We start from the raw sequence: 20,075 nt of genomic DNA, 5'->3' as shown, positions 1-20,075 counted from the left end.
TCCAGTCAAAACAAACGGAAGGATCATGTGCGTGCTTTTTTCAGGATAACTCAGGGATGACAGTTCAGGCAAACTTGTACTTTTACGGAAATGGAAAAAGCTCCGCGATAACGGAGCCCTATTGTGATATGTTTTGCGGTGCTTCGCCCAGTTCGAGCGTCCCTGTCTGTTTTTGGCCGTCACGGTAATAGGTAATGGTTACTTTATCGCCGACGTTTTTGTTTTGGTAGAGATATGAGCGGAGTCCGGATGAATCTTTGACCGCTTTGCCGTCAAGCGCTACAATTACGTCGCGCGGTTGCAAACCCGCTTCATCGGCCGGGCTTCCCGGTTCCACTTTGGCAACGGCCACTCCCTCCGTTACGGAATCAGGCAACTTCAACTGATCCAGGGTGTAACCGGGCAAAGTGGAAAGATCCACCAGTCCCACACCCAGCCATGGACGGGAGATATGTCCGTATTGAATCAACCGTTCGATGATGGGGCGAGCTTCGTTTACCGGAATGGCAAATCCAAGCCCTTCCACCCCTGATTCGGCGATTTTCAGCCGGTTGATGCCGATAACCTGTCCGGCGATGTTCACCAGCGCACCACCGCTGTTACCGGGGTTAATCGCTGCATCTGTCTGAATGACGTCGGTGGTGTTGACTTCATCCACGCTGATGGAGCGTTTGGGAGAGCTGATCACCCCGACAGTAACCGATTGCCCGAGGTCGAGCGGATTTCCGATCGCGATCGCAGGTTCTCCCGCTTTGAGCGTATCGGAGTTGCCAAATTCGGCAACAGCCGTCACATAGGTGTCCGGAATTTCCAACACTGCCAGGTCGGTCAGTTGATCGCCGCCAAGCAGTTTGGCGTTGACCTCTTTTTTGTTGTCTGATCCGGAAATGACGACTTTGAACTGGTCACCGCCGGCAATCACATGGTAATTGGTGACGATCAGGGCTTTTCCGTTTGCTTTTCGGAAAATGATGCCGGAACCCGTGTCTTTCTCCACTTCCTGTGGGTTAAAAAAGTCTTCCGATCTGTTGTAGTTGATAACCGAGACCACTGCAGGCGCCACTTTTTGGACGGCCTTGGTAATATCTGAGTTCACTTTGACGCTCGTCGTTGTGGTTGGTCCGGAGATTGCACCGTTGTAAGAAGTGGGCGGAAGAGAGAGAATCCCTCTTGAAATAAAGAAAGGGGTTAAGAGCAAGACGACCAATCCGCCGATAATTGCTGAAATGAGAGCAGTCCAGATCGGGGAGGTGAGGCGTCTTTTTGGATAGTGGTCCGATTCGTCATAATATCCCATTTCATTCCCTCCTGCATCCTTAATATACCCGAATTGGTAAAGTCTTTAACCTTGGGCATGAGGAGATTTTTCCGCCCTCCTCATATTTGATGAGGGCATTCAGCCGATTTTGCTTACAATCTCATCATATCCTGATCGGCTGAATGGTTGCTTAAAAGGAACTGAACATTTCTTGAGGATTGGCTGAATGTTTGCTGAAAAGGCAGAACCGGCCGCTTTCAATGAAATCATAAAAGGTGATGATTCAAACTGCAATGAAAAACTGGGTAAAATTTCCCCCGTCTGTGTCTCATTGCAACTCGAACCATTCGGGCTTTGTCTCCGTTTGATTGAAACCATATTGGAATTGAGCATTTGGCCGGCGTTCCCTCGAGGCCGCTTTTTGTTTGCAAAAATTACCGGAAGGGGGTTCTCGATCAGCAAAGCGGGGGAATCATCGCGTGAGCCTGCCGGAGTTTGATATTTTGCAGGTGGAAATCAGCTCATAAAATAGGAAAAAGGAGGGGAATAGTAGAAAATATCTATACGTCGGTTGCTTGCTTGGGAGTTGAGAAAATGGAAGAAAATCGCGCGAAAGCGGGTAAGCCGGTAAGTCCTCATAAGCGCTGTGACGAAGTGAATTTCGGGGCGCAATTGGCCGATCTGAAGCTGGATTTTTACAAGCAGACTTTGCTGTTGACGGCCCTTTTGGAACTATTGATCGGTAAAGGCCTGATAGAAAGAAACGAATTTGCGGAACTGGTCAAGGGACTTGATGCAGAGGTGAAGGCAGAGCCAGGTGCAAACCAAAATGATGAACATTCGTTTTACTGAAAGGAAAGGGCAGCCCCTTGCCGGAACCGGAACAGGGGGCTACCCTTTTACCTTTATGCGCACTTCGCGGAGAGGAGTGGGGCGGTCGTCAAATGTCGGCCACAGATGGACATCGCGTCCCACTTTCATCCCCGTTTCTTCCAATATGTTTTTCACCGTCAGATGGGCCAGTTCGCTCATGTTATTATCACGGCTCAAATGCGCCAGATAAACGTTTTCCCCGATGCCCTTCAGAATCTCGGTCAGGGCCGCACCGGCATCTTCATTGGATAAATGGCCGGTGTCGCTCAAAATCCTTCTCTTTACATTCCAGGGATAAGAACCCATGCGCAGCATTTCCACATCATGATTGCTTTCCCAGATGAGCGTGTCAGCGCCGTTTACCTGGTCGACAATGCGTTTGCTCACATATCCCAGGTCGGTCACGGTGGCGAGGCATTCCCGGCCTTGGCGAATCTGGTAGCCGACCGGTTCGGCCGCATCGTGGGAGATGGGGATCGACTCGATGGTCAGGTCCTGAAATTGAAGGGCCGCTCCGGTTTCCAGCACATTCTGCAACGGTTCCGGGATTTCGCCAACGGTTGAGGGAAGGCTCAGCCACGTCGCCTCATTCATATAGACGGGGATCTGGTGGCGCCGGGCCATCACCCCTAATCCGCGCACATGGTCAATATGCTCGTGTGTGACAAAAATGGCTTCGATGGTCGACGGATCGATGTCGATTTTTTTCATGCGCTCTTCCAGCTGTTTGCCGCTCAATCCGGCATCGATTAAAATCCGCGTTTTATCCGATTCGATAAAAAGGGCATTTCCTGTACTTCCACTCGCCAGAACGCTAAATTTCATCGTCTTGTTCGTTCCTTTGTTTTTTATTTTGTGATCCCCGGCCCTGTTTCCACATCTTCATCGCCGCCGCGATTGGTGGCATTCACCAGGAGATGGCTGTTCCCCACCCGGAAACACCAGCAGGGGATTAACCAGTAATCTTCGCTCGTTCCCGGATAAACCTTGGCCTGATAGCCGAGAGTGGCGCTGCTAATCGTAAAGTCCGTCTTGTTCCACCCGGTGACAAAGCGGTAGAGCACATTATTGAAAGGAACCAGCTGCACCGCCTGCACCTTTTCCAGTTGAAACCGGGTTACATGAATGGAGTGAATCCGGTGGGAACCGGAAAGGTTCACCTCTATTTTTCCGTCATAAATGGGACGGTTTCCCACCATTTGCAAATAAACCAGCTTTTTTGACGGGGTGGACAGGGCCGGCATGTAATCAAATTCGCCGAAAAAAGGGATTTCTTTATGCAAAATCCCTTCCAGCTCATGCTGGTTACGATAGGAAAGGGGGTTACGGAACTCTTTGATATAGCCTCCTTTTTCATCCCGGTTCCAGCTGTTGTCCATCGCCGTGATGGTTGCTTTGTAGGTATCCAGTTGCTCCGGGGGGCTCGGCGCTTTAACCGCGAATTTGATTTTGGCCTGTTTCAGCAATTGCTGTAGCTGTTGTGCGGAAATATCATTCTCCTCCACAAATTGTGATTGTTGCTGCATCGTATGGCTGAGCTGTGCCCCCAGAAAAAGGTCGAGAATGAGAAAAGCGATGATAAAAATGGTTTTGGCACGACTCCAATCCATTTGGGAATCCTCCCCGCATCATGGAGAACTGATAAACATGCGTTTGCCTGAAGTGGTAATGACAATCCAGACTGGTTTGAGTACAGCTTGTTTGCCGGCGATTCCGTCCGCCTGATAGCCGGGATAGATTTGCTCGACGGTTGAAAGGCTGATTTTCTTGTCGGCAAGACTTTGCAGAAGTTCGGCTTTGCCCGGAAGGGAAAGCGTCCTCTGCCGGTCGGGGCTCCCCAGGATATAAACCGACCGGTAATATTTAATCACTTCGTTGTTGTTGGTCTGTAATTGGATTTGATCAGGATTGATCGGGACATTGGCCGACCAGTAAACCGGATATCCTTTCACCAGCAAGCGGAATGAATATTGATTGTTATCATTGCTCCGCACATCGTCGAGCAGATAGTTGCCGGTCCACCCGTGATGCCTTTGCACAAAGTTGTTGATATGGGCGAGATCGGTGTAGAGATTGGAAGTCCCCGGTTCTGTGTCGTCAGGCGTCTGGCTGTAACTCATAAAGTTTCCTTTTTTGTTGTAGGTGAGAAACTCATTGTTGTTCATATAGAGATCTTCATTTTTATTGGTGACGAACGGCTCGACGCTCGGATCTTTGATCAGCCACTTTTTCATCTCATTGATATCGAACAATGTCAGTTTAAAGCTCCATTCGTTCATCGGCAACGAAGAGGTCGGCAGATAAAAAAATCGGGAAAACGCATGGCCGGATGGGTTCTTTTGCTCCCACGGGGCTTTGCCGTCCGCAAAAACCGCTGTCAGCGGCGGGGATTTGGTCATGCTGCTCCTGGCGATTTCATCTTCCAGGTGCTTGTCCCCCAAATCCACTTTCGCCTGCACGATTTGCTGATCCTGCGCCGAGATGAACCAGACAAAAGATTCCTTGGATGCCGGGTTATAAAAAAACCAGATGCGGCTGATCGAATCGAGCCCGTTGAGCGGATACTTTTGCAGCAGGGAAGCATCGAAAAAAGCATCCGCATATTGCACGGAAATATCGCGCGGGAAGACCAGTTCTGCGCCGGGAGCCTGAGTGAACAGGGTTTTCCACATGTCCGCGGTGGGAGCGACAGTGGTGAAGCTGTCAAAGCTTGCCTTTTGCAGCAATTGGGTCAGACGGGCATACGTATTTCCTTCCGGCAATAACCAGGAGATTTTGTTGTTGGCATGGACAATCACCTGATAGGGGGAAGCCAGCTGATGAGCTGCCCGATCATTGTATTTCGTACCGCTGTAAATATAGGTAAGGTCATATTTGGTAAAGGGTGGATTGGTCTGGTATCCAGGGGAACTGAACCACAGGAAACCGGTCAACACCAGGCTGATGGTGACCAGCGTGACCAGGGTGGCCGTTTTGGCATGTTCAATCCATTTTTCACTCATGAACGTTCCCTCCACTCACCGGGGGCAGCGTAAAGGATACCAGCGTCCCTTTCTTGTACACACTGTCAATTTCAATCTCTCCCTGATGACCGTGGACGATCTGCTGGGCGATCGATAAACCGAGCCCCGTTCCTCCCATGCTGCGGGAGCGGGCCTTGTCCACACGGTAAAAACGTTCAAAAATCCGGCCGAGATCTTTTTTCGGGATGCCGATACCCGTGTCGGCCACCCCGATTTCCACCATGCCATCCGCTTTTTCTTGTGCGACGACGGCAACCGAACCCCCGTCAGGCGTGTATTTAACCGCGTTGGAAATAAGGTTGTCCAGCACTTGATCCAATTTGTCCGGATCGGCATAGACGCGCGGAATCCGTTCATGGATATACAGCGTAAGAGAGATATTTTTCTGTTTGCACTGGAAGGAAAAACGGTCAACCGCTTCCTCGAGCATCAGCTCGACAGAGACCGGTTTCTTGGCGAACTTGGATTTTTGCGCGTCCAGGCGGGACAGCTGCAACAAGTCCTGAATCAAGCGGGTCATCCTGTCTGCTTCCTGCCGGGTCACTTTCAAAAATCGCGTCGCCAGCTCCGGTTCATTGATTGCCCCGTCATCAAGCGCTTCGAGATAGCTTTTGATGGTGGTCAGGGGAGTGCGCAATTCATGGGAAACGTTGGCGACAAAGTCTTTTCGCTGCCGGTCCAGTTTTTCCTGTTCAGTTACATCCTCCAGTACGGCAACCATCCCCGTCTGGTGCGCCCCTTTTAATTTGACAGGGGTAAGGGTGATTTTCAGGATCGTCAGCTCTTCCGGGTCGTCGCTGTTCAGTTCGAGAAAAGTTTGCTTTTCTTCGCGCAGGGGAAATTGAATCGGTTCGGATAAGGGAAGGACGCGATTGAAGCTGTCCCCGATCTTGACCGGGCATTCCAGAAGCTTTTCCGCCCACGCGTTTTTGACGATGATATTCCCCTTGCTGTCGGTGGCTATCACTCCGTCACTCATATTGGCCAGCACCGACTCCAGTTTTTCTTTTTCTTCTTCTTTTTCCGCCAGGGCATTGCGCAGATGGGAAGCCAGATGATTGAATGCGATTCCCAGTTGCCCGATCTCATCCTTGCTGCGCACATCCACCTGACGGTTAAAGTCGCCGGCTGCCATAATGGTGGCCTGCTCCGTAATCTCTTTGACCGGGGAGGTGATCGTCCGGGCCAAAATAATAATGAGGAAACTGGAGATGACGACGGCGACGGCCGTAATTTTGAGCAGGATCTTGCTGATGGCAAAAATCGTGGCATAGGTCCCGTCAAGCGGGGCTTCAATATAAATCATCCCGAGGTTTTTTCCGTTTTCTCCCTTGATGCTCTGAATGTAGACCTGAAAATCTTTGTTGGTCGCCGGGTCCCGCCGCTTGAAGGAAGCCGATCCTTTTGCCGGAAGCTGAAAGTTGAAGGGCTGTTTGATCTTGCTCTGTTTGGATGAGGTGGAGGCGATGACAAAGTTGTTCTGGTCGATCACCTGCACCGTCATCTTGGAGGTGCGGGGAACCAGTGTATTCAGCCAATACAAAATAGTTTTGTTTCGCTCGTCATTTTCCGGTTTGGCCAGCTCATCCTTAATCGTCTGCTGAATCGCCACCGCGTTATTCCTGATCTGTCCGCGCAGGCTGTCAGTCAGATAATTTTCCAATTGCCGGAAGAAATAGACCCCGATCAGCTGCATGGCGATCACGATCAAAAGGAGATAGATCACAACCAATTTCCATTGTATACTGTTTGCCAGCTGAAGCCACTTTTTCATTTGATCACCCGGGTTAACGTTCGGAATGGGGATCGCGCATGGTGTACCCGATTCCCCGGCGTGTGATGATGTATTTGGGAGCGCCGGGGTCGTCTTCGATTTTCTCGCGCAGACGACGGATGGTGACATCAACGGTGCGCACATCCCCGAAATAATCATAACCCCATACCGATTGTAACAGATGTTCTCTTGTTTGCACCTGATTCACATGTTTTGCCAGGTACAGCAGAAGTTCAAACTCTCGATGGGTGAGGTCGACCGTTTTCCCTTTTTTGGTGACCACAAAACTTCCGGGGTCTATGACGATGTTGCCAACGGTGATCTCGCTTCCTTTCTCCGCTTTGCTCATTTCTTTAACCGTGGATTGGGTGCGGCGCAGATTTGCCTTGATCCGCGCGAGCAGTTCGCGATTGCTGAAGGGTTTGGTCACATAATCATCGGCTCCCATCTCCAGTCCGAGGACCTTGTCCAGTTCGGAGTCCTTCGCGGTGAGCATGATGATCGGAAATTGAAAATGTTGCCGTACGCGCCGACAAACTTCAATTCCATCCGCGCCGGGCAACATCAGGTCCAACAGCATGAGATCGGGTGCTGAATCCATCACCTTTTCAATCGCTTCCAATCCGTCGTGGATACAATCAACGGTGTATCCCTCTTTTTCCAGATTGAACTTGATGATATCGGCGATCGGCCGCTCGTCCTCGACGACATAGATTTTGGCGCTCAAAGCAGTCCCTCCTTCAGCTTGATGGTGATATTTTGTTTCAGGTCAGGCCGTTGGGGACTCCTGATCTCCCCACGTTCCTGATGGCCAGTTAAGTGGTCCCAGCGCTCTTTCGAGTTTGCTTCGGCTTTCATTCCCGGTTTGTGCCGAAATACTTGTTTTCTATGAGTCTTCACCGAAAGGTGCCGGATTGGCGTTTGGCGGAAAACAGATTGCCGGTTGCGCCGGAATGCCGATGGGCGCCGGCAAAAGTTAAGACCATTGTCCCACAAGGACGGGTCGAAGACAAACGCTTTTGCCGTTGCAACAATCTGTTTCATTATTATCTATTCTAACACCTCTTTTCCCTTGAAAAATCGTCGAAAATTGGGCGTTCGCCGACGAGCGTGGCAGAAGAGAGATGAATAAGATATGACGATCATAAAGGAGGGGAGAAGGAGTGCGAACGACCCGTAAACTCCCGTATCAACAAGTCGCCAGCAAATCCCTCAAAACAGCGGTCTTATACGCGAATGAAAGGCTACGGCCTTATCTCCCTGAAACAGACTGGTATCAGAAAGACCGGCTTTACCGAATGCTGGAACACCATGGCTCCGTTTTTATCAAGCCGGATAAGGGCGGCGGTGGCGCCGGGGCAATCCGGTTGACGAAACTCGGGGGCGGAATCGTCAAGTGCGAAACTCTTTATGAGCGAAAAAAATTGCCAATCCGACAAATTTCCACATGGATTGAGCGAAAATTTCGTCCGGACAAAAAATATATCATGCAACAAGGAATTGAATTAGCCCGGATCGAGGGACGACCGTTTGATCTTCGCATCAATTTGCAAAAGCCGCATAAGTATTGGGAAATAACGGGGGTCTGTGCCAAAGTGGCGGCTCCGGGAAAAATCGTGACAAATCATTGCAAAGGAGGAATGCCGATCGAACTGCACACAGCATTGCAAAAAATTACGGACGGCAACCTGACGGAGATGAAAAATTTGCATAAAGAATTACATTATCTTTCTATAGAAATTGCTAAAACATTAAACGCTCGTTTTAAGGGGTTGAAAGAGCTAGGGATTGATGCAGGGATTGACAGCGATCTTAAAATTTGGGTTTTTGAGGTAAATACAAGGCCTGATTTCAAAATGTTCCGTGATTTGAAAGACCGGTCGCAGTATCGCAGGATTAAAAAGATTCACAGTCTCATTGTTTGATCAGAGGAGTTTATTTCATAAAAAATAAAAAAATTTAACCAATAAATTTCCGTTGCAAGAAGATTTTGTACATGCACTAAGCATGTTTTTTTCGTTTTCGCAAATATATAACAGGATTCGACAAAGTATTCCCGTTGACTTATTTGTAGATCACTTGTTACTATTAATATTAATTCTAGGTATTTAAAATTTTTTAACAACTGTCGGAGGTGTTATCATGTCTTCCATTACGGTAGGCGTTTATCTCGGGAAAAAAGATCGGTTGGTGCGTTACTGGTATGAGATCCTTCCAAAAGGCCAATTCCCGATGTTGGTAAAATATTGCATCCAATCCTATCTGCGCAGCAACTACTTTCCGCTGCAGTCCATCTGTGATTCAAGGATGTTGAAGGAGCAGATCCAGAAGCGGAGCGAGTATGTCCCGACCCAGCGCAACGTGACGTTCACACCCGAGGACGGACCGGTTTACCAATGGATCAAAAGCCTGGAAAGCGGGTATCGGAGTGAGGAAATCAAAAATATCCTGAAGGAGACGGTTGTTCATACACTGCTCAATGATCAACCTCACTTTCCGCCACGGATGATGGGACAAGCTCCCTATGGAGTGAAGGAGGCGCATGAAGCGCAAGGATTATACTATCCCTATTCGGAAGAGTCGCAAAAGCTGACTCTGCTCAAGCGGGAACACGTTTCTCTGGAAGAGCCTTACACCAATTGGGAGAAAATATCCAAACACGCAGCGGAAGACGAGAGCGAGAACAAGGAAAAGGCGGCAAAGGGATTTAACCATTTGGTCAATTATCTCGGTTGATGCTTCACCCGAGAGAAGCGGGGCGATCACAGCGAGGTGATCCGGTGCTTGACCGGGTGGATCACAAGTGAATGAGGAGACACCGTGGATTGGATTAATCGGCGATTGGAATGAGAGGGAGTCCGTAATGGTGGGGAGCGGACTCCTATTTTATATGGATCGGAACTTCGCGAATTTTGTGAGGTTTTGTCGAAGGAGGGGAGGAGAGGAGGATTATTTTATTTATAAGTGGAAGAAATCATCCAGAATATGAGCAAAGATTGTATGATTGAGTTGGAATATGGAAAATATTGAAAATACGAGCCGGGGGGTGGAATTCGCCGTGTTAACCGTTCAAGCTGTCACGAAAAAAGGGATTCTCTATTTATTCATCCAACGATTATTTTCTACATATCCTTCCGTCCACTGGATTTGTGTGGGAATGGTAACCGCCCTTTTATGCTTTTTGCTCTTTATCAATCAAAAATGGCTGGAACGCTTTCCGTTATACACATACATGTCGGCGGTTCTGGGTTCGATTTTGTTGCTGGATCTCCTGACGCAAACCATTCCGATTTTGACTGTTTACCTGATTGTTCTGGGCTATGTTCTGTTCCGATCATCCGAAGAGCACCCGTATGTGATCACATTTTGCTTTACGGTTTGTTATTTATCTGTTTCCGCTTTTACCGTCTGGAATCAATTTATGCTGATCGAACTGATCAGTCACTCTTTGTTGTTTGTATGGGTTGCGTGGATGAGCGGGCAGGTGAGGGCCGCTTATTTTGAATTGCAAAAACAGAAGGAAAAGATCTGCTATCTGATTGAACAGAAAAATGAGTCCAACAAGCGGCTGCGCGATTTTCAAAAGGAATTGGAGGAAACCTACCTGCGCGACCCCTTGACCGGATTATATAATTTCCACGGGTTTCAGCAACAGGTGATTCGCAGCCTGGCCCGCAATTTGCTAAACCAGCCGTTTCACGTGGTCTGTCTGGATTTGACCGACTTTCGGCAGGTGAACATGAGGGAAGGGATCGATGTCGGTGACCGGATTTTGGTGCGAATCGCCCACGCTTTGAAGAAGTATATGCCGGCAACGGCAAAGCTGGCCCGTTATGACGGTGACCAATTCGCGATCGGGTTGATGGGGGATTCCCAGGTTCTGCGCCGGATTTTGGAGACTGTGGATTGCATCATGAAAGAGATCCAGGTGGAAAAAGGCTACCTGCACTATTGCCTGGGGACGGCCACCTATCCGCAGGAGGCGAAAACGGGAGGACAGTTGATCCGCCTCGCGGAAGAGCGGCTCACGCTCAAACAGCGCCGCATTCGCAACAAAGAAGAGGAACACAGGCGGCATCTGGAAAAACTGTCGGCACTGGGTCAGCTGGCTGCCGGGCTGGCTCATGAGATCCGCAATCCTTTGACATCGATTCGGGGCTTTGTGCAAATTTCCGCCGCCGAGTCGGAAGCGGTGAAAAAATGGGAATCGATTATTTTGCCGGAAATCGACCGGATTAATGATTTGCTCAAACAGTTTCTGAATCTGAGTGAGGTGAAACCGGTTCAGGTTACCCGTTTTCAACTGGAGCAGTTGATGGGGGATGTGTTGAGCCTTCTCGAACCGAAATCGTTGTTGATGGGGCATGAATTGAAACAGGTTGCCCCTCCGTACAAGATGGAGATTGAAGCGGACGGGGAACAGCTGAAACAAGTGATGATCAACCTGATTCAGAACGGGCTGGAGGCCTTGACGAGCAAAGGAGTTGTGGAGGTAAGCTGGGCGCGTGAAAACGATTACGCCCATATTTCCGTGAAAGATACAGGCGATGGAATTCATCCGGAACATATGACCCGCATCTTTGATCCGTTCTTTACGACCAAGGGCGACGGAACGGGGATGGGACTTTCTATTTGCCACCGGATCATTACCGAGCATGGCGGGGAAATTTTCGTCAACAGCCAGCCCGGGCTCGGCACGACTTTCAATATTTATCTGCCGCTCAGCCAGGCCGGATCCGGCAGGATGAGAACACGGGCACTGGCAGCGGATCAACAAATTCAGAAAGATGTTGCCGCCGCGGATGGGAGCGGAGTTTTCCCGGAACCGGAGGAGAGAAGTGCCGCAATCGCCGCTGACGAAGCCGGAAGCGCGGAAGCAGAGCAGGCGGGGGAGGAGGCGAAAGAGAGCGTATCCGTCCCTGACCGGAGTGAGGAAGGCGCGGGCCGGGAAACCGATGGGACCGGGCATCAGGCTTCCGCTGGGAGCAACTGTGAAGCGGACGAGGTGCATGCAGATGAGCAGCCGAAACATGAAAAAACCACGGACTGGAAAAAGTATAAGAAAGAATTGATGGCCGGAAAAGGGAAGGTTATGGAGGAAGAACTCCCCCTGCAAGACATTTTTCCGCGCAAAAAGGACCGCCGTTCCGTTGAAGAGAAAGTGGCCGAGATCATGGCCCGGGCGGAAAAGAGAGTGGAAGAAAAAATGAAAGAAGAGGCCGTACGGCAAGGAAGCGGGCAGGAGCAAAAGGTGCACATGGTGGTGAAGCAGGTTCCGGCTGATCCGCCGGAGAGCGGGGAGGAAGCGGATTTTTACCTCTATGAGGAAACGGTTTTTGCGCCGAAGCCCCGGCGTGCGGTAAAATGATGAGCGAGGAGGGAAAAAATGGCCAACCAAAAGAAAAATGCGCAATTCAACATTATCAGCAATAAATCGACCACCCATGGCACTTACTACACCGGAACGCTGAACATAAGCAATCTTTCCTCTATCTTGCTGACCGGGGAACAAGCGAAAATCGACCTCGGCCTGATTCACGCCAAAAGCGCGGTGGAACGAGGGATTAAGTTTACCCCCCATCAGGATGAGGTTCCTGATGGTGAAGATTACTGGGTTGTGTGGGTGGCCGTCGACCGCAATGAAAGCGGGCCTTTTTATGCAGGAGTGGCCGCCTGTCCGATGAGGATCAATAAAGAAAAACGGATCGGGTGGAAAAACCTGCCCTTCCACGTGAACCGCATGGACGATGCGTTGAAACGGAGAATCCGTGTCGATGAGCTGGGGAAACAGGAAAAAGCGGTGCTGAGGGATTTTTTGGTCAACCATAATGAAGAGATGTGGAAAAACAGCCCGGATGAACTGAAAGAAAAGTTGTCGTGAGTGCCATTGTGAAAAGGGGTTCCAACCGAAGTTTTTAAAAGTGAACGGTTTGTGAACAAATGGATTTCAGCATTGTCGGCTCTCAATTGCAAATGTACACTTAATTATGTGGTTTCGGAATCTTTTGCTAGGACACCAAATTGGCGGATCCCATCGGTCCGCTTTTTCTTTTTCCTGAGTATTTGCCTTTTCTTTGGCTCATTCTAAGGGTTAAAGGAGGGCTTAAGAAAATGGCTGATCATCATATCGGATCACAGGACCATTTCGCCCGCCATGGCGGGGTTCATTTTCGCGCCAATGTTTCCGAGCAAGAATTAAACCGTTTTGTTGCGTCTCTGCCGGAATCCCGGCGCAGCAATATGGCTCAGGTGATGAAGGAATTGGAGTCTGCCGGGATGATTACCATTTTGAATGATGGAATCTGGGCAGACGGTGAAGGGAAGATTGGCGGCAGCGATGAATGCTGAAAAAACGCCCGACATCCAGTAGTTATTGGATGGTCGGGCGTTTTCGCGATCCCGCCTTTGCCTGTCGGGGGTGAGGCCTCGATTTTTCCCGGTTTGCCCGGGCTTGACCCGCGGCTGGGGAGACAGGAAATGTCCGTTTGTGTCACTTTAAAAGCTTTTCAGCCAGTCGAGCACCCGTTTCAACAAAGAGGGTTGTTCAGGAGAAGAACCGGTTTTTGTTCGATGGACGGGACAGACTTCTGTTGGTTCCGTACCTTTGACAAAATACTCCAGGCGGGTGTGCCTGCATTCCGGTGTGGCCACATAGCCCGTATCCAAATCGACATAAACACTCGTTACCCCCTGGGGAATTGGGAAGATTTTTGCCGGCTGAAACCGGGTGGCCTGTTTCATGTAATCCGCCCAGATATATTGGCTTAAATGCGCCTGATCATGTGGCAGTTCTTTGTCATGGTCATAGCCGACCCACACTGTAGTCTCCAGATCCGGGGTAAATCCGGAGAGCCAGCCGTCCCAATCGGTCGTTCCCGTTTTGCCGGCGGCGGCCCGTGAAAAAATCTGGTGCACGCGTCCGCCGGTTCCACCCGGAGAAAACACGCTTTCCATCAGCTTGGTCAAGACGAAGGCGTGGGCGGGAGAGGCTACCCGGACCGGCTTGCTCTCCTCTTGAACCAAGGGGCGTCCAAACGGATCAAGCACCTTTTTGATTCCGGTGAGCGGATGGTGGATTCCGCCGGAAGCGATCGTCGCATAGGCCTCGGCCATTTCAAAAGGAGTGACGGCATAACTGCCCAGTGCCAGGGAGGGCGTCGGCTTCAGCGTGGCCCGGATGCCGAGCCGGCGGGCCATGTCGATTTCCTTTTGTAAACCGATTTTCATTAGTGTGCTCACTGCATAGATATTATCCGAGCGGGCGATTGCCTCACGCAGCGTGATCGGCCGGTTGGCATAGTGGCCGCGGAAATTGGAGGGTCGGTATTCTTGTCCATGAAAAAGAAAAGCGGTCGGCTTGCTCATGATCCGGGTCAGCGGCGTAAATCCGTTTTCCAAGGCGCTTAAATAGAGAATCGGCTTAAAAGAAGAACCGGGTTGCCGGCGGGCGAAGGCGCGGTTGAACTGAGAGGATGAGTAATCTTTGCCTCCGACCATCGCCTTGATTTCACCGGTGTGGGGATCAACCGAGATCAAGGCGCTCTGGAGCCCGTCCACCTTTTTGGTATAGCGGCTTACCGATTGTTCCGCCGCCTGTTGCATTTGCGCGTTAAGGGTGGTATATATTTTGAGTCCGCCGTGGCGCACCGTCGCTTCATCCAGCCCGTACCGCGTGACCAGCGTTTGAACGATATAATCGCGAAAATACTCGGCTTTCATCTGTTTGGGATGGGTCCTTGGCGCAAAAGTGAGCGTTTGCTTTTTTGCTTCCCGCGCAGCTTCGGCGGTGATCATGCGGTTTTTTGCCATCAGGTCGAGGATGTGGTGTTCGCGCGCAATCGCCCGGCCCAGATGATGATAAGGCGAATATAAATAGGGTCCGCGCGGAATTCCGGCCAGCAGTGCGCACTCCGCCAAATTCAAGTCCTGCACCTTTTTGTTGAAATAGTACTTGGCCGCCTGGCCAATTCCATAGGCTCCGTGACCGTAGTAAATCTCATTGAGATACATCTCCAGGATCTCATCTTTGGAAAAATGGAGTTCCAATTGCGCGGTCAGAATGGCTTCCTTCAGTTTTCGCGTCCACGTCCGGTCATGGGTGAGATAGAGATTTCTCGCCAATTGCTGGGTGATGGTGCTGGCTCCTTGCACGACGTGCCCCGCCTTGATGTTGGCCAGTGTGGCGCGGGCTATTCCGCTCAGGGAGAAGCCGTGATGGGAATAGAAGTTTTTATCCTCCGCGGCCAGTGTCGCATTGATCAGGGCCTTGGGCACTTCATTTAAATGGACGGGATCGCGCGGCTCATTGTGATCCAGTTGCCCGAGATAATTTCCCTCATCATCGTAGAGGGTGGAGATGTTATATACCTCGGGTGAGGGCAAGGGGCGCGCTTTCAGATAGAGCAGGAGAATGATGAAGGCAAGGGAGCTGATCAGGAGAGAGAAGAAGAGCAGGCGCATCACTTGACGTGTCCGTCTGACCAGACGCCAGAGAAAGAACTGGTTAAGGGTATGGGGATGAGTGGCTGCTTTGTTATCGCCCATGGTTCTGCTCCTTTTCCGGAAGTTCCTTCCAAGTCTAAAGGTAAGAATATTATGCGAAAGCCGCAGGAAGAATATACCTGGAGAAAGAAAAGCGGAATTTAGCGGCAGAATACATGGTTTGGATAACAGTCGCTAAAAAAATGATTATAAAATTTTTTGTGGCGGGGCGAAAAGCGATTGTCTGCGAAATGGACATGCATTATTCTTAGTAAGAGTATCCGGGGAAATGCGGAATGGCCCCGGTTTTCGGCCTTGAAAGGAGAAATGACAGATGGATATGGAGCTTTGGTATACAGAAAAACAAACGAAAAATCACGGGATTACGACGAAAATCAAAAGGACGCTCTATCATGATCAGTCCGAGTTTCAAACTCTGGATGTGATTGAAACAGCGGAATTCGGAAATATGCTGGTGCTTGATGGCATGGTGATGACGACGGATCGCGATGAATTCGTGTACCATGAGATGATTACCCATGTCGCGATGAATACGCATCCTGATCCCAAGGAAGTTCTTGTGGTCGGCGGAGGCGATGGCGGCGTGATTCGTGAAATCTTGCGTTACCCGTCTGTCACCCGTGCGGTGTTGGCAGAGATCGACAAAAAGGTGATCGAAGCATCAAAAACATACTTCCCGCAAATCGCCGGGAAATTGGATGACCCCCGCGTCGATGTGCAAGTAACGGACGGAATTCGCCACATTGCCGAAAATAAAGGCAGGTATGACGTGATTATCGTCGATTCGACCGAACCGGTGGGGCCGGCTGTCGGTTTGTTTCAAAAGCCCTTTTACGAAGGGATTTACGAAGCACTGAAGGACGATGGGATCATGGTGGCGCAAACGGAATCGCCGTGGTTTAACCGCGATTTGATCCGCCAGGTTTACCGTGACATTTCAAATACATTCCCGGTGGCGCGCCTGTACACGGCAAGCATCCCCACCTACCCGAGCGGCTTGTGGAGTTTTACGATCGGATCGAAAAAATATGATCCCCTTCATGTCAACGAAGCGGAACTGTCCAAATTCGATACCCGCTATTATCGTCCGGAAATGCATAAAGCCTTGTTTGAACTTCCCGCTTTCGTACAGGAACTGCTGACGGACGAGGTGAAATAGGATGCGCTTTGAAGAGAAATACTCGGGAAATGTGTTCATCGGGGCAAGTACGGACCTTGAGGCTGCTCAAGCGATCATTTACGGGATGCCGATGGATTGGACGGTCAGCTTCCGCCCCGGTTCCAGGTTCGGTCCGGCACGCATCCGCGAGGCTTCCCTGGTGCACGAGGAATACAGCCACTACCTGGAACGGGAGCTTTCGGAAATCACCTTTTATGATGCAGGGGATATCCCGCTGGCCTTTGGCAATCCCGAAAGGAGCTTGCAGCAGATTGCCGATTTTGTGCGCAAGGTGCTCGATTTGCGGAAAATGCCGATCGGCTTGGGGGGCGAGCATCTGGTCACCTGGCCTGTTGTGCGGGAAGTTTTCAAGGATTATCCTGACCTGGCTGTCATCCATATTGACGCACATGCTGATTTGCGCACGGATTATGAAGGAGAGCCGCTCTCTCACGCCACCCCGCTTCGTAAAATCGCCGAATTGATCGGGGGTCCCAATTTATATCAATTCGGGATTCGCTCGATGACCAAGGAGGAGGTGCTGTTCGCCAAAGAGGCGAATATTCATTTTCATCCATTTGACGTGGTGGAGCCTTTGAAGAGATGCCTGCCGGAACTGAAAGGACGTCCGGTTTATGTGACGATTGATATCGACGCCGTCGACCCGGCCCATGCTCCGGGAACCGGAACGCCCGAGCCTGGCGGGATTACGAGCAAAGAAATGCTGGAAGCCATCCACCTGATCGCCAGATCCGGCGTGAAAGTGGTCGGTGCAGATTTGGTGGAAGTGGCGCCGGCTTATGATCACAGTGAGCAGACCCCGGTTTTGGCTGCCAAACTCATTCGCGAAATGTTGCTCGGCTTTGTGAAATAAATCCCTGCCCATTCTGAGGCTGTTGACAAACTGGAGCGAAAAGGGTTGAATGCTTTATGCAGCGGCCTTTGCCAAGCATGAGGCCGGGCGCCGAGACCCGACGGATGACTCTTCAGGTCTTTGTCAGCAAGCTGAAGAAACCTCATTCTTCCCTCCCGATCTGCGGAGGGAAGCTTTTTTCTGACGGATGATTTTCAAAATATTGGAGGAAGAACGGGTCAGCTTTATTGGCAAAGCATAAAAACCAGTGTTAAGATACATTTATTAGGTTGAAAGGGGCGGACGGTTTGATTCCAGTAAAGATTTTCATCGAGTCGACCATTGAACAGCCGGGAGAAGAGAAGGAAGTCATCGAGCAGGAATTGGACGGCCGTTTTCAAATGAAGGAAGAGGAATGGATTCTCCGTTATACCGAAAATGAAGGAAAGCCTGATGAAGTGCGGACATCGGTTCGTTCATTCCCGGAGAAAATCACGATCGCGCGCCAAGGACCTGTTTCGTACAGGCAGACCTATGCCCCTGGGAAAACCATGGAGAGCGTGGTTCATACTCCGGCGGGTAAGACGGAGATGGAAGTGACCACATTGGTGTATGAGCGTGACTGGTCCGGAAAGGAAGGCCGGATTCGCTTCACCTTTTTGCTTCATATGGGGAGCCAGGATCTGGGCCAATACCAATTAAGTTTGAAGTGGATGGAGGCTGGGAAATGAATCCGCTTGAGAGAAAGAAAGAGGAGTTGAAACAGGAAATCGAGCGGGCGGTCATCGCCGCCGATTTGGTAAAGGAAACGGACATTCCGGAGATCGTGCTGGAAGTGCCGCGGGAAAAGGAACATGGCGACTGGGCTACCAACATTGCCATGCAACTGACGAGGATTGCCCGCAAAAACCCCAGAGAGATCGCGCAAAAGATCGTTGCCGGGATTGACCGCGAACAAGTGGGCGTTCGCGACATTCAAATTGCCGGGCCCGGTTTTATCAATTTCTTTTTGGATCGTTCCTTCCTGACCGATGTGCTTGTGGAAATCAAACGGTCCGGAGATGCATACGGACGCTCGGACAGCGGTCAGGGTGAGAAGGTCAACGTGGAGTTTTGCAGTGCCAACCCCACAGGAAAGCTCCATCTCGGACATGCCCGCGGGTCGGCCGTCGGCGATGCCCTGTCCAACATTCTCGAGGCCGCCGGGTATGAGGTGACGCGCGAATATTACATCAACGACGCCGGCAATCAGATGAACATGATGGCCCAGTCCATTGAAGCCCGTTATTTTGAAGGCTTGGGAAAAGAGATCGAGTTCCCTGAGGACGGTTATCGCGGCGAGGAAATGATTGCGATCGCCGAGGAGCTGATCCAACAAGAGGGAGAGCGTTTGCTCGGGATGGATCGGGAAGAGCGGCTTCAGTTCCTCAAGGAATACGGGAAAAAGAAGCTGCTTGAGAAGATCAAGGATGATTTGCGTGATTACCGGGTCGAATTTGATGTATGGTTCAGCGAACAGTCCCTGTATCAGTCCGGAGCCATTGAGAAAACATTGACGGAGCTGAAGGAAAAAGGTTATACCTACGAACAGGACGGGGCCCTCTGGCTGCGCTCCACCGCTTTCGGAGACGACAAGGATCGCGTTCTGGTCAAGTCGGACGGTTCCTATACTTATTTGACGCCGGATATCGCTTATCACCGCAATAAGCTGGAACGGGGTTTCAACCGGATGATCAACGTCTGGGGAGCCGACCATCACGGCTACATCGCCCGGATGAAAGCGGCATTGCAGGCTCTGGGGAATGACCGGGACCGGTTGGATGTGGTTATCATCCAGATGGTGAAGCTGTACCAGGGCGGCGAACTGGTGAAAATGTCCAAGCGGACCGGAAAAGCGGTCACGCTGGAAGAGTTGATGAGCGAGGTTGGAGTGGATGCAGCCCGCTACTTCTTTGTGATGAGAAGCCCGGATTCCCATCTTGATTTTGATATAGATCTGGCTGTTTCCAAGTCCAATGAAAACCCGGTCTACTATGTGCAGTATGCCCATGCGCGGATCGCCAGTGTCTTCCGTCAGGCTGAGGAGAGAGGGTTGTCGGCGAAGTGGGATCAGGAGCACCTGTCCCGGTTGGAACTGGAACAGGAATTGGATTTGTTGCAGAAGCTTGGCGAGTTTGGCAGTGAGATCGCCACGGCGGCCAAGCAGTTGGCACCACACCGGGTTGTTCGTTATCTCTACGATCTGGCAACACAATTCCACAGTTATTACAATGCTCACCGCGTGATCACTGATGATGTGGAAAAATCGGAAGCGCGCCTGGCATTGCTCAGCGGCATTCGTCAAGTGATTGTCAACGGATTGAAATTGATCGGGGTCAGCGCGCCGGATCGTATGTAAGGAATTGCCGGCATTTGGTTCCGGCAAGGCGGCAAAAGTGCGGAATGCCAAAATTTCCTCTGTGTCCCCTTTTCCGGGATCCTGAGTTCCGACGGGTCAACGTTTAATCAGTGCAGAATCAGCCGGTGAAAAACCGGCTGAGGTTGTTGACAAAGAAGGTCAACAGCCTTTTTTTGTTGAAAAGGTATAAAAAAAATTCCGAAGGAAGGTTTCTATGTTCAGGACGAATTCATCC

18 protein-coding genes are annotated in these 20,075 nt (G+C 50.7%); 10 read left to right on the top strand and 8 right to left on the bottom strand.

What is annotated here, in order from left to right:
* Positions 1-118: 118 nt before the first annotated feature.
* Positions 119-1,297, bottom strand: a complete 1,179-nt coding sequence (locus I8U17_RS08850) for a S1C family serine protease (RefSeq protein WP_033100464.1) — start codon at positions 1,295-1,297, stop codon at positions 119-121.
* Between the two features lie 555 nt (positions 1,298-1,852).
* Between I8U17_RS08850 and I8U17_RS08845 the strand changes: the two genes are divergently transcribed.
* Positions 1,853-2,110 carry a hypothetical protein gene (locus I8U17_RS08845; RefSeq protein ID WP_033100462.1) on the top strand — a complete coding sequence of 86 codons (258 nt, stop codon included), beginning with the start codon at positions 1,853-1,855 and terminating at the stop codon, positions 2,108-2,110.
* A 39-nt stretch (positions 2,111-2,149) separates the two neighbouring features.
* Here I8U17_RS08845 and I8U17_RS08840 read toward each other — a convergent pair whose 3' ends face one another.
* The 6 genes from I8U17_RS08840 to I8U17_RS08815 are packed head-to-tail and all read right to left on the bottom strand — an operon-like array spanning position 2,150 to position 7,972.
* Complete coding sequence (locus tag I8U17_RS08840) at positions 2,150-2,956, bottom strand: MBL fold metallo-hydrolase (RefSeq protein ID WP_033100461.1); 807 nt, start codon at positions 2,954-2,956, stop codon at positions 2,150-2,152.
* 23 nt (positions 2,957-2,979) lie between these two features.
* The gene (gene yycI, locus I8U17_RS08835; protein ID WP_033100460.1) at positions 2,980-3,741 is read right to left on the bottom strand and encodes a two-component system regulatory protein YycI; all 762 of its coding nucleotides are present in this window, start codon (positions 3,739-3,741) and stop codon (positions 2,980-2,982) included.
* Between the two features lie 18 nt (positions 3,742-3,759).
* Complete coding sequence (locus I8U17_RS08830; protein WP_198059295.1) at positions 3,760-5,133, bottom strand: YycH family regulatory protein; 1,374 nt, start codon at positions 5,131-5,133, stop codon at positions 3,760-3,762.
* Positions 5,126-6,928 carry an ATP-binding protein gene (locus I8U17_RS08825; protein ID WP_033100458.1) on the bottom strand — a complete coding sequence of 601 codons (1,803 nt, stop codon included), beginning with the start codon at positions 6,926-6,928 and terminating at the stop codon, positions 5,126-5,128. The genes I8U17_RS08830 and I8U17_RS08825 overlap by 8 nt, the downstream gene beginning before the upstream one ends.
* A 13-nt stretch (positions 6,929-6,941) precedes the next feature.
* Positions 6,942-7,655, bottom strand: a complete 714-nt coding sequence (gene yycF / locus I8U17_RS08820; RefSeq protein WP_033100457.1) for a response regulator YycF — start codon at positions 7,653-7,655, stop codon at positions 6,942-6,944.
* Positions 7,652-7,972 carry a hypothetical protein gene (locus I8U17_RS08815; protein ID WP_033100456.1) on the bottom strand — a complete coding sequence of 107 codons (321 nt, stop codon included), beginning with the start codon at positions 7,970-7,972 and terminating at the stop codon, positions 7,652-7,654. The genes yycF and I8U17_RS08815 overlap by 4 nt, the downstream gene beginning before the upstream one ends.
* Before the next feature lie 119 nt (positions 7,973-8,091).
* Here I8U17_RS08815 and I8U17_RS08810 point away from each other — a divergent pair, with 119 nt between their 5' ends.
* The 5 genes from I8U17_RS08810 (at position 8,092) to I8U17_RS08790 (ending at position 13,276) form a co-directional block, all read left to right on the top strand.
* Positions 8,092-8,853: a YheC/YheD family protein gene (locus I8U17_RS08810; RefSeq protein WP_052154099.1), complete on the top strand. Its 762-nt coding sequence runs from the start codon at positions 8,092-8,094 to the stop codon at positions 8,851-8,853.
* A 217-nt stretch (positions 8,854-9,070) separates the two neighbouring features.
* Positions 9,071-9,664: a hypothetical protein gene (locus tag I8U17_RS08805; RefSeq protein ID WP_033100455.1), complete on the top strand. Its 594-nt coding sequence runs from the start codon at positions 9,071-9,073 to the stop codon at positions 9,662-9,664.
* 322 nt (positions 9,665-9,986) lie between these two features.
* Complete coding sequence (locus tag I8U17_RS08800) at positions 9,987-12,296, top strand: sensor histidine kinase (protein ID WP_198059294.1); 2,310 nt, start codon at positions 9,987-9,989, stop codon at positions 12,294-12,296.
* Positions 12,297-12,314: 18 nt separating this feature from the next.
* Complete coding sequence (locus tag I8U17_RS08795) at positions 12,315-12,809, top strand: YwhD family protein (protein WP_033100452.1); 495 nt, start codon at positions 12,315-12,317, stop codon at positions 12,807-12,809.
* A 230-nt stretch (positions 12,810-13,039) separates the two neighbouring features.
* Positions 13,040-13,276: a hypothetical protein gene (locus I8U17_RS08790; RefSeq protein WP_198055575.1), complete on the top strand. Its 237-nt coding sequence runs from the start codon at positions 13,040-13,042 to the stop codon at positions 13,274-13,276.
* Positions 13,277-13,423: 147 nt separating this feature from the next.
* Here I8U17_RS08790 and I8U17_RS08785 read toward each other — a convergent pair whose 3' ends face one another.
* Positions 13,424-15,472 (bottom strand): transglycosylase domain-containing protein, encoded by a 2,049-nt coding sequence (locus I8U17_RS08785; RefSeq protein WP_052154098.1) that lies wholly within the window; start codon positions 15,470-15,472, stop codon positions 13,424-13,426.
* Positions 15,473-15,749: 277 nt separating this feature from the next.
* Here I8U17_RS08785 and speE point away from each other — a divergent pair, with 277 nt between their 5' ends.
* The 4 genes from speE to argS all read left to right on the top strand — a co-directional run bounded on the left by speE (position 15,750) and on the right by argS (position 19,840).
* Positions 15,750-16,589, top strand: a complete 840-nt coding sequence (gene speE, locus I8U17_RS08780; protein WP_033100559.1) for a polyamine aminopropyltransferase — start codon at positions 15,750-15,752, stop codon at positions 16,587-16,589.
* Between the two features lies 1 nt (position 16,590).
* Positions 16,591-17,463 (top strand): agmatinase, encoded by an 873-nt coding sequence (speB, locus tag I8U17_RS08775; RefSeq protein ID WP_198055573.1) that lies wholly within the window; start codon positions 16,591-16,593, stop codon positions 17,461-17,463.
* A gap of 287 nt (positions 17,464-17,750) precedes the next feature.
* Positions 17,751-18,173 (top strand): YwiB family protein, encoded by a 423-nt coding sequence (locus I8U17_RS08770; RefSeq protein WP_033100449.1) that lies wholly within the window; start codon positions 17,751-17,753, stop codon positions 18,171-18,173.
* Positions 18,170-19,840: an arginine--tRNA ligase gene (gene argS, locus I8U17_RS08765; protein WP_033100448.1), complete on the top strand. Its 1,671-nt coding sequence runs from the start codon at positions 18,170-18,172 to the stop codon at positions 19,838-19,840. The genes I8U17_RS08770 and argS overlap by 4 nt, the downstream gene beginning before the upstream one ends.
* Positions 19,841-20,075 lie beyond the last annotated feature (235 nt).

Origin of the sequence: Thermoactinomyces sp. CICC 10521 (genome assembly GCF_016055135.1) — a bacterium.
Lineage (GTDB): Bacteria > Bacillota > Bacilli > Thermoactinomycetales > Thermoactinomycetaceae > Thermoactinomyces_A > Thermoactinomyces_A daqus.
Note: the sequence above shows the minus strand (reverse complement) of the source record. Positions and strands in the feature narration are given on the sequence as shown.